Genomic DNA, 23,202 nt, shown 5'->3' on the forward strand with positions numbered 1-23,202 from the left:
GTTGTATAAGCACGCCTTGAATAAAGTTAGCTGTTTTTTAGTCACAGCTTTTGTTTATAGCAATTTATACTAAGTCTAGTGACAATACAACTGCATTTTCACTTAAATAACGATAGATAGATTGATTGAAATTTGAGTATATCTAGCTTTATTAACAGTTCTGGTACTACTAATCCCTTTTTTGTTACTCTGGGCAGATAAAAATTGCAGCTAAATGATGAAACTCAGATTTAGTCAAGAGATTAACGATCGCAAACTCAACAGAAACCTTCAAAGGAAGCTCTATGGGTAAAATTAATTCTGGGCAAGGATCGCAGATTATTCTTTGCCAAAAGTAACAAAAGAGGGATAATCCTTTTTGGATAGCTAAAACTGTGGTCTGGGTGCGATCGCGTACTTCTAATTTCATACAAGATAGTATGGGCAGGAACCTTGATGAAAAACTATATTTGGTAAATAGACCTATAAATTTTCCTTGCTTACCTGCGTCAAGCGGAGTACTTTAGATACTCATGTAACATAAAATTCCGCTTATGCGCCTGACTTCACTGGATGTTTTTCGCGGCATTACCATCGCTGGAATGATTCTCGTTAATATGGCGGGTGTCGCAGATGATGTATATCCTCCCTTAGCTCACGCCGATTGGCACGGCTGCACACCAACGGACTTGGTATTTCCCTTCTTTCTCTTCATTGTCGGTGTAGCAATGACTTTCTCGCTGTCAAAATACAGCGAAGGCAATAAACCAACCTCAGCTGTTTACTGGCGGATATTGCGCCGCGCTGCTATTCTTTTTGCCTTGGGATTACTACTAAATGGCTTTTGGAATCAAGGTATTTGGACTTTTGATTTGAGTAGTATCCGCATTATGGGAGTGTTGCAGCGCATCAGCCTTACCTATCTGCTAGCTTCCCTAGCTGTTCTCAACCTTCCGCGTAAAAGCCAATGGATATTAGCAGCAGTTCTACTCATTGGATACTGGCTAACGATGATGTATGTAGCAGTGCCAGAATATGGTGCGGGAGTTTTGACGCGAGAAGGTAATTTCGGCGCTTATGTTGATCGCCTGATTATTCCCAAAGCACATTTATACAAAGGTGATGGTTTCAACTTTATGGGAGATCCAGAAGGACTTTTCAGTACTATTCCCGCAATAGTAAGCGTCCTCGCTGGCTACTTTACTGGTCAATGGATACACAGTCAAACTGTATATTCACGTATAAGTATCGGTTTAGGATTATTTGGAGTCGGTTGCTTAATTATCGGTTGGGCGTGGGGGTGGACATTCCCAATTAACAAAAAGCTGTGGACAAGTTCTTATGTAGTATTTACAACAGGTTGGGCGTTACTATTACTAGCAGCTTGTTATGAACTTATCGAAGTACGGCTGATGCGTCGCTGGAGTAAACCTTTTGAAATTATGGGCTTAAATGCGATCGCTCTTTTCGTTGCATCAGTTTTGTTAATTAAAATTTTAGTCAAAACTACTATTGGCACTGGCAAAGACGCTCCTAGTACCTACAATTGGATTTACCAGAATTTTTTCGCATCTTGGGCGGGTGTGCTGAATGGTTCCCTGTTCTTTGCCTTAGTCACCGTGTTGTTGTGGTGGGCTGTTGGTTTTCTGATGTATCGGCAACGCTGGTTTCTGAAAGTGTAAAAAAGATTTTTGTTATTATTTACGTTTTAGTGTTTTCAATGTTACAACAGGTGTTAAGTGATAGATTGTAACACTCTAGGAACAAAGGCAATCGCAACTTTATCAATATTATTGGCGCGTTAATCTGCGCTTTCTTTAGCAAACTTGCTTAAGCTCTGATATCGTTTCTAATGGCAGAAGCGTATACAGACTTATCTGTGCGTTGAAAATTCTTATTTCTTCTAATTCACTAAATTAATCCATAGAAAAATTGTGAGGTAATCGATGCGTCGCATGAATTTTTGGGTATTTTTGCCAATTAGCTTGGTATTGGGCTGCTCAAATCAACTGCTTCAATCTAACCCATCTGTAGCCAACTCTAACCCAGCAGTACAAACTAGTCCAACTTTATTAGCAAAGGCTAGTTACCTTTCACCGTTGGAACAACAGGTAATTGTTGAAACCAATAAGGTAAGAAAAAATCCTAAAGCATACCTCCCCATTCTGGAAAACTATAAAAAGCGCTTTGAGGGGAACCGAGTCAAAATTTCTAATAATACTTATCTGCGAACTCAAGAAGGAGTCAAAGCAGTTGATGAAGCGATCGCATTTCTTAAATCAGCACGTCCTATAGGAGTATTGAGTGCATCTAAGGGTATGTCTTTAGGAGCAAAAGACCACGTAAAAGACCAAGGCCCAAAAGGTGCTATAGGTCATGATGGTAGCGATGGTAGCAACCCTTTTACTCGCATCAACCGCTATGGTACATGGCAAACAACCGCAGGTGAAAATATCAGTTATGGCCCAAACACCGCTCAAGATATCGTCATGCAATTAATTATTGATGATGGTGTGCGCGATCGCGGCCATCGAAAAAACATTTTTAACAGCGCTTTTAAAGTCTCTGGTGTTGCTTATGGAACTCACAAATCATATAGAACAATCTGCGTGATTAACTACGCTGGCGGATATAAGGAAAAATAATTTGCGATCGGCAATAGAGAGGATTCTACCTGGCGATTAGAAATCGCGGTTACACAAACCAAGTTCACCTGCTAAAGAATTTGAAACCCGCTTAGGCGGGTTTTGTCTGTGTAAACGCGGTTTCTAACTGCCTATTTAGCTATTCCTCGGGAAACCAAGCACCATGAAAGCCGTAAGGCACTCGTTGGGGAATTATCACCCGCGCTACAGGTTCAGCCGTTGTATCTTGAGCATTCACTACTACTAATTCTGAAGTGTTTGAATTCTCATCGTGGACGAAAGTCATCAGCCAACCATCATCCTCAGCCGTTGCACCAGGACGCGGCGCAAACACAGTTTCACCGCCATAGCGTCCCTGTCCAAATTCATGTATTTGGGATTTTCCATTGCTGAAGTCGTATTTGATGATACCGTCAAATAAAGGTACGGGACTGTTTGCCGCTTTGTTAGTGTAGCCATATCGGTTTTGTCGCCCCAATCGATTTTCGTTGACGCGGGGAAATTCCGAGGCGACATCATCCAACATCTCTTCACGCACTGAACCAGTGTTGAGGTTAAATCGCCAGCGATACAAACGGGGAATATTTGCGTTTGGATCGGGTTGCGAATCATCAGAACTCAAAACAGTAGTAGAACTCATGCGACAGGCAATCAGCACTACTTCGTCTCCCTCTTCGTAAGCGTTGAGGGTATGAAAGACGTAGCAAGCAGGACTTTCAAACCAGCGGATATTACTGTTGTCACCGTGACGTGGTAAAATCCCGAAACGACTAGAGCGATCGCGCTCAAACATCATTAAAGCTTCTCCCCGTTGCAATCGCTCTGGGTTAAAAGTCAGTGGCAAATCCATGAAAATTGTGTAGTTTTCAGTGATGGCAAAATCGTGCATCATCACGCCTATTGGCAGTTCAATTGGCACTGTCCGCAACAGTTCGCCTTCTGTTGAGACCACACTATATTTCAGATACGGTGGCGCAAACAGAGAATAGCCAAAGAAGATCATTTCCCCTGTAACGGGGTCTACCTTGGGATGCGCTGTGAAGGAAGAAACCAGCTTGCCATTGTAGGTGTACTCGCCAATGGTTTCTAATTCAGGCAGTTTAATAGCGTGAGGTTTACCTCCCTCGTTCAGCGCCAACATCTGACCAGCGTGCCACACTAAGGCAGTATTGGCAGTATTTTTGTAGCGACCGTGGGGGTTATCCATTTGTGGTGGTTCTAACAACCCAGTCCAGATAGCTTTACCCGCTTCTCGTTCTTTTTTCCATCCGGCTGTCTGGACGTAGCGGTTACGATAAGTGGCTATGCCGTTGCTAATTTGCACACCATGCAACATCCCATCCCCATCAAACCAATGGTATTGACCGATAGGCGTCCATTGAGGGTTAGGGCCATTCCGCACAAACATCCCTGATAGATCAAGGGGTAATTCACCGATGACTGGCAATTTGTCGGTGGTGATTTCTTCATGGACTGGAGCAAAATTGCCATCGAGATAGGGATTGACTGCTATTGTTACCATTTTCTTGATTTCAGCGTACATTTGTACTGTACATTCTGGTTTGTCATTATGCCCACATGCAATACGGTTCGGTTAAAGGGTAAAGGGGAAAGGGGAAGGGTTTTGAATACATCCTTTCCCCTTTACCCGCAAACCCATTCCCCAGATCATAAGGAAAGTGAAAAATGCTTATCCGAACCGTATTGTGCCTACATGGAAATTTTGAGAGCGTTGTGGAATTTTTGCAATCGGTCTACAAATTAAACTTTTTTCTCTTGCTGTTTAATTCATTTTATTTGTAGGAGGTTTCAGTAATCTTCAGAATAGGGTGTGCTAAACCAGACATCTGATATTTACTTAGCGATCGCTTCTGTAGTTTTCTTTTTTGCAAGACCCTAAATTGATTTGCTTCAATCGATAACGAAAGATAATCAATCTTCAGCTTTTGTTGAATATACAGCAGTGCTACCACCATTCAATGACGCAGCTTCTACTGATATTTCTTGGTGCCGATTTGGTTTGATAAAGCGCTCTGTTGTCGTCTTAATGACGATGTACAAGATTGGCACTACAAACAAACTTAAAAAAGTCGCAATTAACATTCCACCAAAAACTGCTGTTCCTAAAGATTGGCGACTTCCTGCTCCTGCACCTGTGGAATTAGCCAAGGGGTAAATTCCTAAAAGAGTAGCAAAGGCAGTCATCAAAATTGGACGTAACCGTTCTTGTGAAGCTTCAATTACTGCTTTAGTCATCGAAAGACCTTGATCTCGCAATTGGTTAGCAAATTCCACAATCAAAATAGCGTTCTTACTAGCCAAACCAATCAACATTACTAGACCAATTTGACAGTAAACATCATTAGAAAAACCCCGTAACGATTGAGCTACAAGCGCTCCAAAAATAGCTAAGGGAACTGATAACAAAATGATAAAGGGGTCAATGTAGTTTTCGTATTGAGCAGCTAGTACCAAAAATACAAATACCAATCCTAATCCAAAGATCAGGGGTGCTAAACCACCAGAATCTATTTCTTCTAATGCAGTCCCTGACCATTGATAGCCATAACCTGCTGGTAAAACTTCTTTAGCAACTTGTTCCATTGCTTTAATTGCGTCTCCAGAACTAGAGCCAGGGGCGGCGGCACCATTAATTTCAATTGAGCGGAAGAGATTGTAGTGATTGATAGTTTGCGCTCCCACCGTCGAAGTAACTGTGACTAAGTTACTTAAAGGAATCATTTGATTCTTTTGAGAACGAACGTATAGTTTACCAATATCTTTTGGGTTGGAACGAAACTGCTGATCTGCCTGGAGATACACACGATAGTTGCGCTGCTGGAGATTGAAATCATTTACATATTGCGATCCCAAAGCAGTTTGTAAAGTACTGAAGACATCATCTATGGAAACTTGCAATGATTTGGCTTTATTGCGGTCTACTTCCACAAGCAATTGTGGTGTATCTGCGGCAAAGGTACTAAATACAGCTTGTAATCCTGGTGTTTGATTAGCTTTACCTAGTAACTTACCCATCGATTGCACCAAATTTTCTAAGCCACTGTTACCTCTGCGGTCTTGCAGTTGAAAGACGAAGCCGCCAAAGTTGCCTAAACCCTGAATTGGGGGCGGGTTCACCGGGAAAACTCTGGCTTCTGGGATTGCCATCAACTTCCCTTGCAAGCTGCCAATAATCGCCTGTACTGATTGATCGGGTTTTGAGCGCTCATCCCATGATTTTAAAGTGGTAAATATGACGCCGCTATTGGCGGTGCTACCACTAAAACCAAATCCTCCGATCGCAAAAGTCCCCACGACTTCAGGAATTTTCAGAATTTCTTTTTCTACCTGTGCAATCACATCGCTGGTATATTGCAGCGAAACCCCTTGCGGCCCTTGGATAATTGTGATGAAGTAACCTTCGTCTTCATCGGGTAGAAAAGCTGTCGGTACTGTCATGTACAGCCAAGCAGTCATTCCCAAGGAAACAATAAACAACCCAATCACAATACCTTTGATGCGTGCGAGAAAGGTAAGCGATCGCTTATAACTATGCTGTACCCAGTCGAGAAAGCGATTTATCTGGCCAAAAATCCAACCCAGCCAGCCTGAAGGTCTTTGTCCTTGACGCAGCAATACTCCACACAAAGAAGGTATCAGAGTCAAAGCCAAAAAAGTCGAAATCGCAATGGAAAAGGCGATCGTCAGCGCAAATTGCCGATAAAGTGCGCCTGTGGTTCCCGGAAAGAACGCCACTGGTATGAACACCGCCATCAATACCAGTGAAGTGGCAATAACCGCACCAAACAGTTCCGCCATTGATTCACTAGCCGCTCGCCGAGGACTAATTCCTTTATCCTGAATAAAACGGCTGATTTGCTCTACTACAATGATCGCATCATCTACCACCATCCCTGATGCTAAAGTCAGACCAAACAAAGTCAAACTATTAATCGAAAAGTTAAAAACTTTGACAAAGGCAAATATCCCAATGAAGGAAAGCGGAATACTAATTGCGGGAATTAACGTAGTTCGCCAATCCTGCAAAAACACAAAAATTACAATTACAACCAGCACCACCGATTCAATCAGGCTCTTAAGCACTTCTGCCATCGACTCTTCGACAAACATGGTTGTGTCAAAAGCTACCTGATATTTCATACCTGGGGGAAAACTTGGAGCCAATCGCGCAATTTCGGCTTTGACTCCCTTAGCTACATCCAAGGCATTACTACCAGGAACCTGATAAATCCCTAAACCGACAGCATCGTTAGCACGAAATCGTAGAAATGAACTGTAGTTTTCTGCACCCAGTTCTGCTCTACCAACATCTTTGAGCTTGACTAATGTGCCATCATCTCCAGTTTTGAGGACAATTTCTTCAAATTCTGATGGTTCTGCTAATCGGCTAGCAGCACGCACATCAAGTTGATACCTTTGTCCTTCAGGAGCAGGTTCTTGTCCAATTCTCCCTGCACCAACTTGCAAGTTTTGTTCAGATAAAGCATTGGCTACATCCTGAGTTGTTAGCCCCCGATTGGCTAGGCGGCTTGGATCTAACCACAGCCGCATTGCATAGCGGCGTTCACCAAAAATTTGAACGTTGCTCACGCCTTTGACTCTTTTTAAGGCATCTGCTAAGTAAAGGTCGGCATAGTTACTTAAAAATGTATTGTCGTACTCTTTATTTTCGGCAAATAAACCAATCGCTAAGAGGATGTTACTAGATTCTTTCGATACTCGCACGCCCGTGCGTTGCACAGAGTCTGGTAGTTGTGGTTGGGCAACAGAAACACGATTTTGCACATCCACAGCTGCAATATCTTTATCACGCGATGAATCAAAGGTGGCTGTAATGGTACTAGTACCATCGTTACTGCTACTGGAAGTGAGATATCTTAGTCCCTCAACCCCGTTGATTTGCCTTTCTAAGATATTTGTTACTCCGCTTTCTACGACTTCGGCACTAGCTCCGCTATAGTTGGAAGTTACAGTGATTTGGGTGGGACTAATTTCTGGGAATCTGGCGATCGGTAGTGAGGGAATACTGATTAATCCTGTTAAAAGGATGATGATCGCGCAGACCGATGCAAAAATTGGTCGCTTAATAAAGAAGTCAACAAACATAGTTTAAAAATTGGGCTTCGGGTATTTGGCATTAGGTATTGGGGAATGGGAAATGGGAAATGGGGCATTGGGCAAAACAGTTCCGAGTGCTGAGTTAGGAGTGCTGAGTGAAGAGTTAGGAGTTACGAATTCTCCCCCTGCTCCTCGGTCACTGAGCGTAGCCGAGTGCTGCCCCCTGCTCCCTTCCCCTTCAGCTAAGGCTTCTGAATACTACCCACTTGTTCCGGTGCTGGAGTGATGGGAGCGCCATTAGTTAGGTTGAGAATACCAGAAACAACAATTTTGTCTCCAGCTTTTAGTCCTTCGATAACTTGATAATTATTTTCCTCAATAGCTCCCAATTTCACTGGTTTTTGTTGAGCAACTAAAGATGGCGCTCCAGCTTTCTTTTCTGCTGGCGCTTCAGCTTTTTTTTCTGTTGGCGCTTCAGCTTTCTTTTCTGCTGGTGCTTGAGCCACAAATACAAAAGTTTCTCCACCCAGGCGAGATACTGCTGTAACTGGAATTAAAATTCCTGGACGTTCGTTCCAGATCACTTTGGTTTGCACTGATTGGCGATTTACCAGTTGACTTCTAGAATTACCAAAGTTAGCTTTCACCAAAATTGTCTGCGAATCTGAACTGGCATCTGGGGAAATGAAACTTATCTTACCCCTTGCTGCGGGTTGCCCTTGGGCGTTCAGCATTTGCACTGGTAATCCTAAGCGTAACTTTCTGGCTTCTTCTAGGGGAACGGAAATATTCAGTTCTAAAGAGTCGTTTCTAGTAAGTGTAGTAAGCTGGTCTGCTCTTTCAACAAAATCTCCCACTTTTGTGGGAATATCGCCAACAGTACCAGTGAAAGGTGCCAGAACTTTTGTGTATTGCAATTGGACTTGAGCAGCTTGGAGTTGTCCAGCTGCTTGAGTTACTTGCGATCGCGCTTGGGCAATTTCTTCTGGGCGCGAACCATTTTCTAGTTGCCTTAAGTTTTGTTTCTGTTGTTCCAAAGCACCAGCTAACTCATTGATACTCGATCTTCTGCTTTGGCGGAGTTGGTCTAGGCGTTTCTGGGCTACGACTAGAGCAGCTTCAGCACTTTGCTGTTCTTTGACATATCCTTCTAAGGTATCTTGGGAAACTGCGCCCTCTTTTCTCAATTGTGCGTATCGTTTGGCGCGTGACTGTGCTAGTTCCACATCAGATTTAGCTGACTGAATTTGCGCCTCAGCCTGAGCAATTTCTTCTGGTTGCGATCCCGATTGAGCATCTCTAAAACGAGCTTGGGCTTGGGTTAACTGCGCTCTAGCTTGGGCAACTTCTTCTTGTCGTGTACCTGCTTGGAGTTCAGCAAGACGTGCTTGGGCTTGTTGCAGTGAGCCTCTAGCTTGTAATAATTGAGCTTGGACATTATCACTTTGCAGACTAATAATGACTTGTCCTTGTTGAACGCGGTTGCCCTCTTGGATGAAAATCTCGGTAATTCGCCCTTCAACCTGTGGCTTAATGATTACTGAACGTGGAGCCTCTAAGGAGCCAATAAACTCCGAACTTTCTTGAACGGTTTCAGTTTTCACTGTTGCTAGCTTGACTGGAACTGCTCTAGGTTGACCGGCATTTGCCCCAGCACCACCTGGTGCATTCCTAGCATTACTAGTTTGCCACCAGCGCCAACCAAAACCTACACCTCCAATTAATAAGATGATTCCTAATAGTAGGGGCCAACGACGTTTTTGAGGTGGCTGAGGCGATCGCTGTGGTAATTGTTGCGACTCTTGACTAGAATCAGTAACAGCAGGCTGTTCTATTTCAATGGGTAAGGGAGAGTCAGGGAACTCAGAATGGGACATCTTCGTTTTCTCGTCTTGTGGATTTAGACTTGGGCAATCTACTTTTCGCTAAAAAAGCATTATTTTGAATAGTTTTTTAGCCCTTTTTTCTCTAGGTTGGTGAAAAATATGTTTTGGTATTTGGGCGATCGCTCACGATGTCTAGCACCTAAAATGAAGCAATTTTGTTCAGCACATTATGGTTGATTTGTACATTACTTAACTCCGTTCAATTTCTTAAAGTGTAATTTATAGTTTTTTGTTAGTCAGTATAAACCCAGTGCTTTCTTTCCGAGCTAAAGCACGGTTCGTATTGTTGTAGCTAAAGCTTCTACCTGTAAAGCGATCGCTTCGGTAAAAATAAATTTACCTCATTGACCGCAGCAACACGAGCAATTTTTCGCGTTGTCGCCGTGGTTAAACTTGCCGTTGCAAATACCTTAGTTGCTGACTAGATCAAGGGTGCATAAGTTTGTGCCGTACTTGATGCTAAGTTTTTTATGAGTGTTTGCAAGCACTTGCTTGCATTATAACCACATAGTAAACGAGATTGGTATAAGTTACAGATGAGTTTATCGCCCTTGAGTATTAGTGAATACTGATCTTAAGGAAGAAAAAAGTCTAGAGCAATGCCTTTACGAGAGGCTTGTCTGCGACACGCTAGGAGTAGCTTTGATTCTTTGCAGGAGTACGCCTACACTGATTAATTCAGGTGTTTTAATCAAAGTTGCAAGTTTCATCAAGTTATCCTCACCAAGAACGACGTGCAATCAGCTAGTGTTCTCTAGATTCCTATTTTTAAGTAGTCTCAACTTCCTACAGTTAGTTCACCCGATCGGTTGATCTTTAAATCACCCATTCGGGTGAGTTAATTTATCCCAATCGGGGTTTTGTCTGGGTAGCTAACGAGTGAGAAATCCTCAATCCCTTTCAACCATCCACAACTGATTTCTTAGAATCGAATTTCGGTAAAATTCCCACAGTTGATTTTCGGTTGGTAACAATATGAGAAAAAAGCCACTCATAGCGATCGAGCGCTTGCTCTAAAGAATAGTTTTCTTCGGCAAATTGTCTTCCTGTGTTACCTAGTTTCCTTACTAGAGCCGGATTAGCATATAAATCATGCACCGCAGCGGCCATTGCCTGGGGCGATTCTGGTTCAACAACTATCCCACCACCGCTGAGTTCGATCGCTTTAGCAGCAGTACCAGTGGCGGGAACTGAACCCACAATTGGGCGACCACTCGCCAACAAAAGTGGTATTTTTGAAGGCATATTGAACGAAATCACATTGTGCTTTTGCACAATTAGCCCAACATCAGAAGCTGCTAGCATTTCAGGTAGTTTTTCTCGCGGCTGTAACGGTAGTAGCAAAACATTATCTGCTCCATTTGATAGACAATATTCCTGCAACCTTTGCAATGCTCTTGATTCGCCAACAATAACAAAAACAATATCTTTGATATGACGTAAACAAACGGCTGCTTCTATTACTGTCTCTAAACCTTGCGTTAGAGCAATGTTGCCTGAATAAAGTACTACAAATTTCCCATCTAGTTGATGGTTAGATATCCAGGAGTTACTCTGTTTCGGTAACGGGCGAATGAAATTTACATTTACCCAATTGGGAATACAAACGATTTTATTAACAGGTACTCCCTTATTTACTAAATTCTCACGAAACCCATCAGCGATCACACTAATAGTGTGTGCAGTCCGATACGCAAATTTCTCTAAAGCTGCAAGAGTTCGGATCATCCATTTGTTTTTTAATAGCCCGATACGCACAGCCGCTTCTGGTAAAATATCTTGCACATTTAGAACTACTGGGCAATTGTATAACCAGCCCAATATTGTTGCTGGCAACGTACCTAGTAGCGGCGGGACTGTTAAGATAATCACATCTGGTCGCCCACCTTTAAAGGCTTGGGGTAAGCTCGTAAAAACAAAGCTCAACTCTAGCAACAGCCGATCCACGAGCTTAGGTTTAGACTTGATACGGACGTAACTTCGCTGAATAGTCACACCATTTTTTTGTTCAGTAAGATACCATTTATTCTGATACCCATCATAAATTTCGCGCTGAGGATAGTTGGGCATTCCCGTAATCACTCGCACTTTATGATCTCGCTTGACTAGTCCTTCTGCCAATTCAGTCATTAACGGAGCAATTCCAATTGGCTCTGGATGATAGTTGTAGGAATAAATCAGAATATGCATGAATTATTTGTGAATTTTGTGAAGATAGCATGAGACGAGCGAATTACTTATTAATAGCCAGTAGGGGCTGCTATTTTTATTGCTTACAGCGTTTTATTTTGCATAAAGCAAAAGCTATAGGTTTAGAGGCAGTAAGCAGAGGTAGAAACGGTTTATATCTGATTTGTATCTCTGCATTTTATTACCTCATTTATTTATAAATGCTGTATTTTGACTGGTTAAATTGTTTAATTAAAAAAAATGTGTTAAACATTGCTTATAAATTTTCTTTGTGGTTGTCAAAAGGCAATTTTTGTCCGGCATAAAACACTTAAAAATCAATATATGACTTTGTATAAACGGAGAAGATTATTAATAAATATAAACTTGATTTTTTGGTGATTATGACAAAACTTGGTCTTTTTATTTACGAACTAATGCCTAAATTTACACTTGGTGAATTGTAACATTATATTCACTATTATGCATATAACCCTCATTCCGCCTTTTCAACTGGCACATGAAGTATTTTTAACCAAGTCATCAGTATAGTATTCATTAAGCAAAATCCCACTTTTTGAGTAGTTCAAAGGCACTGACCAAAACAGTGTTGAGTGCTGAGTAATAAATGCTGAGGTAAAAGTAAAATTAATTTCACGCATATTTCTAATGAGGTTATATGATAACCCCACTAGTTAACTGAACTAGTAGGGTTAGAATAGAGATTCAGTAAATTTGGCAAGCTCTGACTAGAAAGTAAAACTTTCTAGAAAGAGGCTTGCTTTTTCTTTAAAGTTGAAGCTATACCCAAACCAGCAAATGCTAGCAAACCCAAGAGAGAAGCAGGTTCAGGCACTTTGGATACCTGAATAGAGCCAGAATTTTGATCTAGTGTTGTTGACGTTCCTTGTTGATCGACATCCTGACGTAATTGCAAAGAGTCGCCAACTGTTCCCTGGAAGAAATATTCTCCAATTACACCCGTTCCTCCGGCGACATTAAAGGGACCAAATAATGTCTGAGTGGAAGTATTAAAATTGAAAGCAAAAAAGCTAGATTCTGATACTCCACCACTAACGGTGTTATAGGTTCCCAGAAGATTTTTAGATGGGTCTAAGAAGGAGACATTCAAGGATTGTAAAAAGTTGGTGGCTCCACTACCAGCTTCTGAAATGATTGTTGGTGCTGTAGTTTCGTCGTAGCTGAATGAACCTGTTGCTGAGTAACCAGCATTACCTTGCCAATTAAAGTTTAATTCAATAGCTTGGGCTGGGTTGTTAGCACTAGTAGCGATCGCAACACTGGTTGCTGCGATCGCGGTAATTTTGGCGAAAATATTTTTCATGGTCATAACTCCAAAATTGATTGTCATGATGCATATATCAATGCATCAATCAAGACTAAGCTTACGATAGAAATATATATCCGTAAATACCGCATAAAATACAGGATGTAATGTAATGAATCTATGAAGAGAAGCACTTGTTTTATAAAGTTTTGCATAAAATGTCAAATCTATAGTGATATCTTACGACAAGCCACTTTGCCTCTACGCTCCTTTAGATGCAATCTATCCTGGCTTAACTTCCATTCCTCATTTATCGTAAATTAAAGGGTTTAAGATCCCTGCGTATACACGTAGCCCAGTTACTCTAAGCGATCTTACAACAGTAGGAGTTTAAATTCTTCTCTGTTTGCATAGCGTGTCGCAGGCAAAATGTCTTTAATGTGGAATTTTGAATTGTTAACTATGGGGTTTTCCCCTTATTCTCTTCGATGACCAATTCAGCTAAAAATCACGAGCGATCGCCTAAGAATAACTGATAAAGTTGAGCTACGCAAAGTTGAAAACAGTGTTATATGCCTGGGTTTCTATTAGAAGTTGGTACAGAAGAACTACCTGCAAGTTTTCTCAGTGATGCTTTAGTGCAATGGCAGGAACGCATTCCCCAAAGCCTGGAAGCAAACAGCCTCAAGGGCGAAAGTGTCCAGATATACGGTACTCCCCGGCGGCTGGCGGTATTGATTAAAGGGCTACCATCGCAGCAACCAGATCGAGAAGAAGAAATTAAAGGACCCCCCGCCCAAGCCGCTTTTAAAGATGGTCAGCCAACAGCAGCAGCAGCAGGCTTTGCCAAAAAGCAAGGTGTGGAACTGGATGCGCTGTCTGTTCGCCCTACTGACAAAGGGGAATTTGTATTTGTGCAAAAAAGAATTTCCGGTCGTCCTGTAGCGGAAATTTTGACAGAACTTGTTCCCCAGTGGATTTGGGGTTTAGAAGGTAAGCGGTTGATGCGTTGGGGGAATGGGGATGCGAGGTTTTCCCGACCAATTCGTTGGCTGATAGCTTTGTTAGATGAGAGGGTATTGCCTTTAGAATTAGTGAATGGTTCTAAAACGATTCAGAGCGATCGCATTTCCCAAGGTCATCGGGTCTTACATCCTGAACCTGTGACAATTGCCCAAGCTACTGATTATGTTAACGCCCTCAAGTCTGCTTATGTCACCGTTGATCCAGAAGAACGGGTAAATCTGATTAAAGAACAAGTAAATGCAGTCGCAGAGAATTTAGGCGGATACACAGTAATTTACCCCGATTTGTTAGCGGAAGTAACCAACCTTGTAGAATATCCTTCCGCAGTTGTTGGTAAATTTGAACCAGAATTTTTGGAATTACCAACTGAGGTAATTACTGAAGTGATGGTTACTCATCAACGTTATTTTCCTGTATTCAAACCAGGGAGCTTTGAGCAAGAATTATTGCCCAACTTCATCACCATTTCTAACGGCGATCCCAAGAAATCAGATATTGTTGCTGTTGGAAATGAAAGGGTAATTCGTGCCAGATTAGCTGATGGTAGATTTTTCTACGAAGCTGATTTAACTAAGCCAATAGAAAGCTTTTTACCCCAGTTAGAAAAAGTCACTTTTCAAGAAGAATTGGGTTCGGTACGTGCCAAGGTAGATAGAATAGTTAAAATCGCCGAGCAAATTAGCAGTCAATTAGAACTAGCGGAAAATCAAAGCCAAAGAATCCAACGTGCTGCTTTATTATGTAAAGCAGATTTGGTGACACAAATGGTGTATGAGTTCCCGGAACTGCAAGGCATTATGGGAGAAAAATATGCCTTAGCTAGTGGTGAAGATGCGGAAGTAGCAAAGGCAATTTATCAACATTATTTGCCAAAGGGAGCCGGTGATATTTTACCTGAAACACTCACGGGTAAAATCGTAGGTTTGGCAGATAGATTAGATACTTTAGTGAGTATCTTTGGTTTAGGTTTAATTCCGTCCGGTTCATCCGATCCCTTTGCCTTGCGCCGTGCGGCTAATGCTGTAGTTAAAATTACTTGGTTTGATAATTTGCCGATAAATTTAGATGATTTATTGGCGCAAATAGCAACAGACTTTGCAGCAAAATATCACAAAGATCGGGCATCATTAATCACAGCATTACAAGAGTTTTTCTTGCAACGCATCCGCACCTTATTACAAGAAGAAAAGCAGATTGATTACGATTTGGTAAATGCAGTTTTGGGAGAAAATGACCCAGAATACACAGAACGGACGTTAAAAGATTTATTGGATGTCCGCGATCGCGCCTTATACTTACAACAAATCCGCAACGACAGTACCTTAGATAACATCTACGAAACCGTTAACCGTTCCACACGATTAGCCGCCCAAGGTGATTTGGATACAAAACAGCTAGAACCAACAAGCGTAGTTCGTCAAGAATTATTCCAAAAGCCCTCTGAAGACGCTTTGTATAAAGCACTAATCGAATCAGTGCCGCAAACTCAAGCAGCACAGCAGACCCGAAATTATCAACTGTTAGTAGCAGCATTAACAAAAATTGCTCCGGCAGTTAGTAACTTCTTTGATGGCCCAGATAGTGTTTTAGTTATGGACTCCGATCCAGAAATTAAGCGTAATCGGTTACATCTACTGGGATTAGTTCGCAATCATGCCCGTGTTTTAGCTGACTTCGGTGCGATCGTCAAAAATCTGTAGCGTAGATCAACAAAAACTTGTGTAATTTTTGCCAAGAAAGGCTACTATAGGGAGTGCTTAACCAGGGACACTCTGCTGCAATCTATGTCCAAAGCTACTGTTATTGGATTGGGAAAGTCCGGTGTTGCTGCGGCGAGATTGTTGAAACGGGAAGGTTGGGAGGTAGAGCTGAGTGATGGCAACACCTCCGAAACCCTCCTGGAACAACAACAAGAACTCGCTGCCGAGCAAATAACCGTTAAACTAGGACAATCCCTAGAATTGAATGGTGCTAATTTACCCCAATTAATAGTCGTTAGTCCTGGCGTGCCTTGGGATATTCCCGTATTAGTTGAGGCACGCCAGTTAGGTATTGAAACCATTGGCGAAATGGAACTCGCTTGGCGAAATTTACAATCGCTACCTTGGGTAGGGATTACTGGCACTAACGGCAAAACTACTACCACAGCTTTAATTGCTGCCATTTTCCAAGCAGCAGAATTAAATGCACCCGCCTGCGGTAATATTGGCTACGCTGCTTGTGAAGTTGCCCTATCCCAGAGGGGCAGGGGGGCAGCACTTCGGCTCCCTTCGACTACGCTCAGGGCAAGTCGCTCAGTGACCGAGGGGCAGGGGAGCAGAGGTGAAGGAACTGCGATCCAAAATTATATTGATTGGGTGATTGCGGAAGTTAGCAGCTATCAAATAGAATCTTCGAGTTCTCTTGCTCCCCGGATCGGTGTTTGGACGACTTTCACACCGGATCACCTGAGTCGCCATAAGACTTTGGAGAACTATTACAACATCAAAGCCAAGTTATTACATCAGTCTGAGTTGCAAGTGTTCAATGGCGATGATGCCTACTTGAGCCAGCTAGGTTTAAGTGCTTGGCCTGATGCCTATTGGACAAGTGTCAGAGGAAAAGATTTTCTGATTAGCGAAAAAGGCTTTTACATTGAAGACGGCTGGGTTGTGGAAAAATTGACTGCAACCTCGGCACCAGAACCAATTGTGAAAGTATCTAGTTTGCGAATGGTGGGAGAACATAACCAGCAAAATCTGCTGATGGCAGTAGCAACAGCAAGATTAGCGGGAATTAATCGTGATGCGATCGCGCGTGCAGTTCGGGAATTTCCTGGTGTTGCCCATCGTTTGGAGCATATTTGCACATGGGAAGGTATTGATTTCATTAACGACAGCAAGGCTACTAATTATGATGCGGCTGAAGTTGGTTTAGCATCCGTTAATAGTCCAGCGATTTTAATTGCTGGTGGAGAAGCCAAAGCAGGGGATGATACTGCCTGGCTAGCACAAATTCAAACCAAAGCTGCTGCTGTGTTATTGATTGGCTCTGCTGCACCCGCATTTGCCAAACGTCTGCGAGAGGTGGGGTATCATAACTACCATATTGTGGAAACTATGGAAAGGGCAGTTCCCAAGTCGGCAGAATTAGCCAAGCAGTATCAAGCGCCTGTGGTGTTGCTATCTCCGGCTTGTGCGAGTTTCGACCAGTACCCGAATTTTGAGGTGCGGGGCGATCGCTTCCGTCATCTATGCCTTGCTTGGGCGGGAGGCTGGAAACCCGCCAGAGTAGAACTTCCAGAACTTGAAAACTCTAGTCAAGAGTCCATAGTTCAAAGTCGATAAGTTTAACTCAGGAGCTAGGAGTTAGAATACAACTTCTGCCTCCTGGCTTCTGACTTGAAAGTGCTGAATTCTGTTAGTGGTAGCGGCGCGTTTAGCCCGTGCTGAGTAAAAATACTAGTCCGCAGTCATTCTTTTATCCAAGGCTTTTGAAACTTGTTTCATCGAGACTGCCTTCTTCAATAGACTTCTTGGCATTTGCCGGGAAAAGGGTAAGGGGAAAGGGGGAAAGGTTTGTTATTTTACCTTTCCCCTTTAACCTTTTTCCTTTTCCCACCTGTTGCAAAAAGAACTTTTGCAAGAGGTCTAATCTGCATCTCTACCCAGTGCGTAAGTCCAGCGAAAGATGCAGCGATTAATGATCTAGCTATTCATTAAAAGGTGAAGATATAAATGATTAAACATGCAATTGAAGTCAATTAATCAGCAAGTGGTAGCGATCGTTGGGGCTTCCAGCGGAATTGGGCGGGAAACAGCGATGAAGTTTGCTAGGCGTGGTGCAAAGGTGGTAGTTGCAGCACGCAGTGAACTAGGGCTAAAGACTTTAGTCGAGGAAATCCAAGGTTTTGGTGGCGACGCGATCGCAGTTGTGGCAGATGTGAGCGATTTTGAACAGGTAAAAGTGATCGCAGACAAAACCGTAGCACAATATGGACGATTGGATACTTGGGTTAATGCTGCGGCTACAGGGATAATTGCTCCCTTCGAGAAAATCACACCGGAAGAATTTCAACGAGTAATTGATGTCAATTTGATGGGACAGGTGTATGGTGCAATGGCAGCACTACCCTATCTCAAACAAGAGGGACGCGGGGCATTAATTCATATTTCCTCAATGGAGGGTAGGCGCAGTCTGCCGCTACAAAGTCCCTACTCTGCTGCCAAACATGGTTTAGAAGGGTTTATAGAAGCGTTGCGCGTCGAGTTGCAACACGAAAAATGGCCCATCAGCGTCACCTCAATATTGCCTTCGACAATCAACACACCTTTTTACAATAAAGTTGGCACCAAGCTAGGGGTGAAACCTTCGGGGATACCGCCATATTACGATCCCAGTTTAGTTGCTGATGCCATTCTTTATGTTGCTGAACACCCCACGCGAGATTTTATCGTCGGAGATGCAGGTAAAGTGTTAGATTTGGCGCAACGTATTTCGCCTAGCTTGGTAGATTCACTGTTGCTAGCGATCGCTTTTCAAGGACAGCGTACCAATGAGCCAAAATCAGAGGATGCACCAAACAATGTTTTTGAGCCGATAAACAGCTATGACCGAGTTGAGGGAGACTTTGGAAACTTGACAATACCCAGTTTCTTGGATTCGTTGGATATGAATCCAGCGCTGAAGTGGGGAGCGATCGCCTTGGCGGTGTTTGGTATTGCAGGGTTCCTTGGTGGCTGGAGTAATAACGGTGATGTTTAATTAAATCAGAAACGTGAGCATGTAGAGGATCTGATAAGGCGAAAAAACAGCTTTATAGACCAATACAGTTCAGTTAATAAAAATTGTAGGTTGGGTTAAGCAAAGCGCAACCCAACAAAGCCCAGTCAATGTTGGGTTTCGTTTCTCAAGCCAACCTACACAGTTTCAGATTTTTGGGGCTAACCCAAGCGTATTGCTTTATAGACTATTTTTTCGCTCCTTGATAATAATTTTTTAGTTTTGATTTTAAGTATGCAAGTAAATACTCTTTGAGAAAGGAAAGTAAAGACAATTATGTAGCAATTTTCTTCATCCTTTTGCCGTAGGTTTCAGCATTGCTAGCCTACATATCAATCAACCAATGGGGCGATTTCCGGGATTGACTGCATGAATATATTCACTACCCGATCGCGGTCTTCCTCGTTTATAATAAGCTTCTTCTGGTTTACCCCATCCTAGCTGCAAAATCATTTCCAAAAAGCTAGAATTTTCCCACTTGCACAAACTTGCCCACTCTGTTCTTTGAACAATTCTTTCTACATCTGATGTGACAATTTGTTGGTGTTGTTTACTATTATTAAAACTCAAGTATAAATCCATCCCTTCAGTGACTTCATACCAAAATTCTACGATGGAATTTTTAGCGGCTTTTAATATCTCTAAGTCCCCATTGAGGGCAATTAACTCAGTATCTATTTCGGGATAGTGCAAGTTTTTTCCTTTAACTGTCACTTCTCGCCAAATAATACCGGAAACTCGATTTTCTTTCTGATACTCGTGAATTGCAGTTTTGAAATCTTGATAGGCAGTGAACTGTTGCAACCCATCAGTGCTGATAAACTGGTCAATTACAGGATTGCCAGAGACTTTTATTTCTAATTTCAAGCGTTTTCCTTTGAGGCAAGCTTGGCGTTCGGCTGCCAAAATTTGAATTAGTTCCTGGGTGGTGTAAACCTTTGACATCAGAATACACTCTGTTAATTATTGGGCAATGGGCATTGATTACGGAATATAGACTATGAAGTAATTTCCTCAATTGTTAAGACCGATATTTCAACATTATGCTTTGGCATTGGCGGCAATGTAGTAACAGATATAACTAAAAATTAGGGTAGACCAAATTGGTCTACCCCATAAGTTACTTAGCTAACTCACTACTAAACTCGTTAAAGGCTCGCCGCTTTAGCTGTGCTGTTTCAGTGCGTGGTAATAAATCAAAGATTTTACGAAATTGATCGTCTATTTCTTCAAAAGGTACTTGACCCTTTTTATTCAAAACTACTTCACCTGATTTATTTAACACCACGACTTGAGGAACACTCCCAGCATAGTAATATCCTGGTTCTGTTGGATCGTAGCTCTCTTTAGGCCGGATAGTATCTACATTAATCGGCATAATCTCTGCTACCCTGCCATAAAATTCCTGTACCCGTGAAATGGAAATGGCATATCTTTTGGAATCGCTACTATCATCCAGATAAAAAGCCAAAAATACGGGTTTATGTTCTGCTAAAGTTTGTGCGAGTGTCTGCCTGGGAGGAACCAATGAACCATTACCAGCATAAACGACAAAGATGTTGCCATCATATAAATCATTATTAAGACCAGCAGATGCAGGTTGCATACTTATAATGAAAAGACTTACAAGCAACAACAGGCATTTGGACAACCACCTTCGCCAGCCAGTAATTTGTTTATGTAAAAAAAGAAACTTTGTGCTATTCATCAAAAGGAACCTTGCAAGGTACTACTTGTCGTGAGTTTGTGCTTAATTCGGCCAACTGGGCTTGATATGTAATTACGCCCACGCACTATTTTTTAAGATAACGCCTACTGAGATTATCTCTCGCAAGTGGCTGGTATCGCTACGCGCAAGTCAAAACAGAGCTAAAGTAGCGCAACAATCCAAAATCTAAAATTGCCAATACTGGCTTTTTAAGCCAGGATTCGCTAAACTCACAAGATTAAATTTGCACTTTTAATTAGCAACCGCCAGAAGACTAGGGTACAGATGTGGGAAACAAAATACAATTCATAGATAGACTGCGATTGGGTTTCGCGGTGTCAGTGGCAAAGAGTGTGACCTTTATAGTGCGATCGCTCCGTCTGGGTGCTGCTAGTGTATTACCAGGCTCGATTGCTCGTCGCATTGAACCCAGACTCTTACAATTATTGAGTCAGCAAGTTAAAAATGGAGTGATTTTAATTGCTGGTACTAACGGCAAAACTACTACAGCGCTGCTTTTATGCACGATATTAGAACGCAAGGGTTTTCGTGTCACTCATAATTCTACAGGTGCAAATCTGGAAAATGGCTTGATGACGGCGCTGTTGGAAAGCACCAACTTACTAGGTACGCTAAATACTGATTACGCCATTTTGGAAGTTGATGAAAATATTGTACCAAGGGTATTAGCACCACTCCAGCCGAGAATCATTCTCTGTTTAAACTTGTTCCGCGACCAACTCGATAGGTACGGTGAAGTAGACACGATTAGTAAGCGTTGGACAAAAGTTATTTCTACCCTACCACCAGAAACAGTGGTAATTCCCAATGCTGATGATCCAACTTTATCTAACCTCGGTCAACAGTTACCTCAACGGGTGTTATTCTTTGGCTTGAATGAACCAGAACATTATCTAGAAGCAATTCCTCACGCTGTTGATTCTATTTATTGTCCCAAATGTGGACATTCCCTAGATTACAAGGGTGTTTATTTGTCTCATTTGGGAGATTTTACTTGTCCCAAGTGTGGTTTTAGTAAAAGTAAACCAACTCTTGAAAGTAGTGAATGGTCGCAAATTCTTGTTGGTTTGTACAACAAATACAATACTTTAGCTGCTGCTACTGCGGCTATTGAGTTAGGAGTTGATGAAGTAACAATCAGAGATACTATTAATACCTTCCAAGCTGCATTTGGTCGTGCGGAAGATTTAGTAATTAACGGGAAACGAGTGCGAATATTGTTATCAAAAAATCCTGTGGGAACGAATGAAACCATTCGCGTAGTTACTCAAAGCACAGATAAAACCACATTGCTGGTATTGAACGATCGCACGCCCGATGGCACTGATGTATCCTGGATTTGGGACGTGGATACCGAGAAATTAGTCGAACGCGGCGGGACTTTAGTAGTGAGTGGCGATCGCGTCTACGATATGGCACTACGTTTACGTTACAGCCAAAAGCACCCTGAGAGTAACTTAAATTTAATTGTCGAAGAAGATTTGCGACAAGCGATCGCTACTGCATTAGAGCATACACCAGAGAATGAAACTCTGCATATTTTACCTACCTACTCAGCCATGCTAGAAGTGCGAGAAGTTCTGACTGGTCGGAAAATTCTGTAAATTTGTCATTTGTCATTGGTTATTTGTCATTTGTAATCGTCCCATTTCCCATTCCCTAAATTTATGAGTTCTCAAAATTTGGAATTAACAATTGGTTGGTTGTACCCGACGCTGATGAGTACTTATGGCGATCGCGGTAATGTAATTACTATAGAACGTCGCGCCGAGTGGCGGGGATACGATGTTAAAGTGTTACCCCTGGATCAAAATTCTACAGCCGCAGATATTAAAACTGTAGATGTTATAGTTGGTGGTGGCGCACAAGACCGCCAGCAAGAAATTGTCATGCGTGATTTGCAAGGTGCAAAAGCTGACGCGATGCGCGATAAAATCGAAAATGGCACACCAGGAGTATTTACTTGTGGTTCCCCTCAATTACTTGGACATTATTATGAACCAGGTTTGGGGCAACGGATTGAAGGTTTGGGAATACTCGATTTAGTTTCCGTGCATCCTGGCGAAAATACTAAGCGCTGTATTGGTAACTTGGTAATTGAAGTGACAGCTTCACGTTTGGCGCGAGATTTAAAAGAGATGACGGGTAGCACACCTTATTTGGTAGGCTTTGAAAATCACGGCGGACGTACCAAGTTGGGAAAAGTGGAAGCTTTGGGACGTGTGGTATACGGTTTGGGAAATAATGGTGAAGATGGGACAGAAGGAGCATTTTATCAGAATGCGATCGCTACTTATTCCCACGGCCCTTTGTTACCAAAAAATCCCTTCGTCGCCGATTGGTTAATTCAAACAGCACTGCGGCTAAAGTATCAGCAGGAAATTACCTTAGAACCTTTTGACGATAGTCTCGCTGTACAAGCACGAGAAGCGATGTTTAAGCGCTTGAAAGTGAGTTTACCAAGTGCTGCTGCGACGACAGTTTAACTTCAGTTCCTTGATTAAACCTCTCCTCGTTTTGTGGAGAGGTTTGAGAGAGGTCAAATTTGACATAAAGCAGAGGGCAAAATAACTCAAGCCTTAGCTAAACAAGTAACATTTCTACCAACTGGAGTTAAAGAGTAAAGCAAAAAGTTTTTTC

At 42.3% G+C, this 23,202-nt stretch carries 15 protein-coding genes; 7 read left to right on the forward strand and 8 right to left on the reverse strand.

The genetic code is table 11. The features are described from left to right. Positions 1-184: 184 nt before the first annotated feature. Complete coding sequence (locus tag RMY27_RS22075; protein WP_322666797.1) at positions 185-409, reverse strand: hypothetical protein; 225 nt, start codon at positions 407-409, stop codon at positions 185-187. Positions 410-533: 124 nt separating this feature from the next. Here RMY27_RS22075 and RMY27_RS22080 point away from each other — a divergent pair, with 124 nt between their 5' ends. Beyond that, the gene (locus RMY27_RS22080) at positions 534-1,661 is read left to right on the forward strand and encodes an acyltransferase family protein (protein WP_322666799.1); all 1,128 of its coding nucleotides are present in this window, start codon (positions 534-536) and stop codon (positions 1,659-1,661) included. A 264-nt stretch (positions 1,662-1,925) separates the two neighbouring features. Then, positions 1,926-2,624: a CAP domain-containing protein gene (locus RMY27_RS22085; protein ID WP_322666801.1), complete on the forward strand. Its 699-nt coding sequence runs from the start codon at positions 1,926-1,928 to the stop codon at positions 2,622-2,624. 139 nt (positions 2,625-2,763) lie between these two features. Here RMY27_RS22085 and RMY27_RS22090 read toward each other — a convergent pair whose 3' ends face one another. The 5 genes from RMY27_RS22090 to RMY27_RS22110 form a co-directional block, all read right to left on the reverse strand. After that, on the reverse strand, positions 2,764-4,146 hold the full coding sequence (locus RMY27_RS22090) for a carotenoid oxygenase family protein (protein WP_322666803.1): 1,383 nt from the start codon (positions 4,144-4,146) through the stop codon (positions 2,764-2,766). A 410-nt stretch (positions 4,147-4,556) separates the two neighbouring features. Then, positions 4,557-7,751: an efflux RND transporter permease subunit gene (locus RMY27_RS22095; RefSeq protein WP_322666805.1), complete on the reverse strand. Its 3,195-nt coding sequence runs from the start codon at positions 7,749-7,751 to the stop codon at positions 4,557-4,559. A gap of 194 nt (positions 7,752-7,945) precedes the next feature. Beyond that, positions 7,946-9,580: an efflux RND transporter periplasmic adaptor subunit gene (locus tag RMY27_RS22100; RefSeq protein WP_322666807.1), complete on the reverse strand. Its 1,635-nt coding sequence runs from the start codon at positions 9,578-9,580 to the stop codon at positions 7,946-7,948. A 909-nt stretch (positions 9,581-10,489) separates the two neighbouring features. After that, complete coding sequence (locus tag RMY27_RS22105) at positions 10,490-11,779, reverse strand: glycosyltransferase family 4 protein (protein WP_322666809.1); 1,290 nt, start codon at positions 11,777-11,779, stop codon at positions 10,490-10,492. A gap of 745 nt (positions 11,780-12,524) precedes the next feature. Continuing rightward, on the reverse strand, positions 12,525-13,103 hold the full coding sequence (locus RMY27_RS22110) for a PEP-CTERM sorting domain-containing protein (protein ID WP_322666811.1): 579 nt from the start codon (positions 13,101-13,103) through the stop codon (positions 12,525-12,527). 515 nt (positions 13,104-13,618) lie between these two features. Between RMY27_RS22110 and glyS the strand changes: the two genes are divergently transcribed. From glyS to RMY27_RS22125, 3 genes are all read left to right on the forward strand, one after another. Beyond that, on the forward strand, positions 13,619-15,772 hold the full coding sequence (glyS, locus tag RMY27_RS22115) for a glycine--tRNA ligase subunit beta (RefSeq protein WP_322666813.1): 2,154 nt from the start codon (positions 13,619-13,621) through the stop codon (positions 15,770-15,772). Positions 15,773-15,856: 84 nt separating this feature from the next. After that, positions 15,857-17,398, forward strand: a complete 1,542-nt coding sequence (gene murD / locus RMY27_RS22120; protein ID WP_322666815.1) for a UDP-N-acetylmuramoyl-L-alanine--D-glutamate ligase — start codon at positions 15,857-15,859, stop codon at positions 17,396-17,398. A 400-nt stretch (positions 17,399-17,798) separates the two neighbouring features. Further along, positions 17,799-18,815, forward strand: a complete 1,017-nt coding sequence (locus RMY27_RS22125; RefSeq protein ID WP_322666817.1) for an SDR family oxidoreductase — start codon at positions 17,799-17,801, stop codon at positions 18,813-18,815. 354 nt (positions 18,816-19,169) lie between these two features. On the opposite strand, the gene RMY27_RS22130 is transcribed toward RMY27_RS22125, so the two are convergent. Both RMY27_RS22130 and RMY27_RS22135 read right to left on the reverse strand, forming a co-directional pair. Continuing rightward, positions 19,170-19,778: a hypothetical protein gene (locus tag RMY27_RS22130; RefSeq protein WP_322666819.1), complete on the reverse strand. Its 609-nt coding sequence runs from the start codon at positions 19,776-19,778 to the stop codon at positions 19,170-19,172. Between the two features lie 175 nt (positions 19,779-19,953). Beyond that, a complete protein-coding gene (locus RMY27_RS22135; RefSeq protein WP_322666821.1) occupies positions 19,954-20,541 on the reverse strand; it encodes a thylakoid membrane photosystem I accumulation factor in 588 nt (195 codons plus the stop codon). A 287-nt stretch (positions 20,542-20,828) separates the two neighbouring features. Between RMY27_RS22135 and RMY27_RS22140 the strand changes: the two genes are divergently transcribed. Next, positions 20,829-22,166: a Mur ligase family protein gene (locus RMY27_RS22140; RefSeq protein ID WP_322666823.1), complete on the forward strand. Its 1,338-nt coding sequence runs from the start codon at positions 20,829-20,831 to the stop codon at positions 22,164-22,166. A gap of 63 nt (positions 22,167-22,229) precedes the next feature. Continuing rightward, complete coding sequence (locus RMY27_RS22145; RefSeq protein WP_322666825.1) at positions 22,230-23,048, forward strand: type 1 glutamine amidotransferase; 819 nt, start codon at positions 22,230-22,232, stop codon at positions 23,046-23,048. Positions 23,049-23,202: the final 154 nt, after the last annotated feature.

The sequence above is a fragment of the Nostoc sp. DedQUE09 genome, from assembly GCF_034530915.1.
GTDB lineage: Bacteria > Cyanobacteriota > Cyanobacteriia > Cyanobacteriales > Nostocaceae > Nostoc.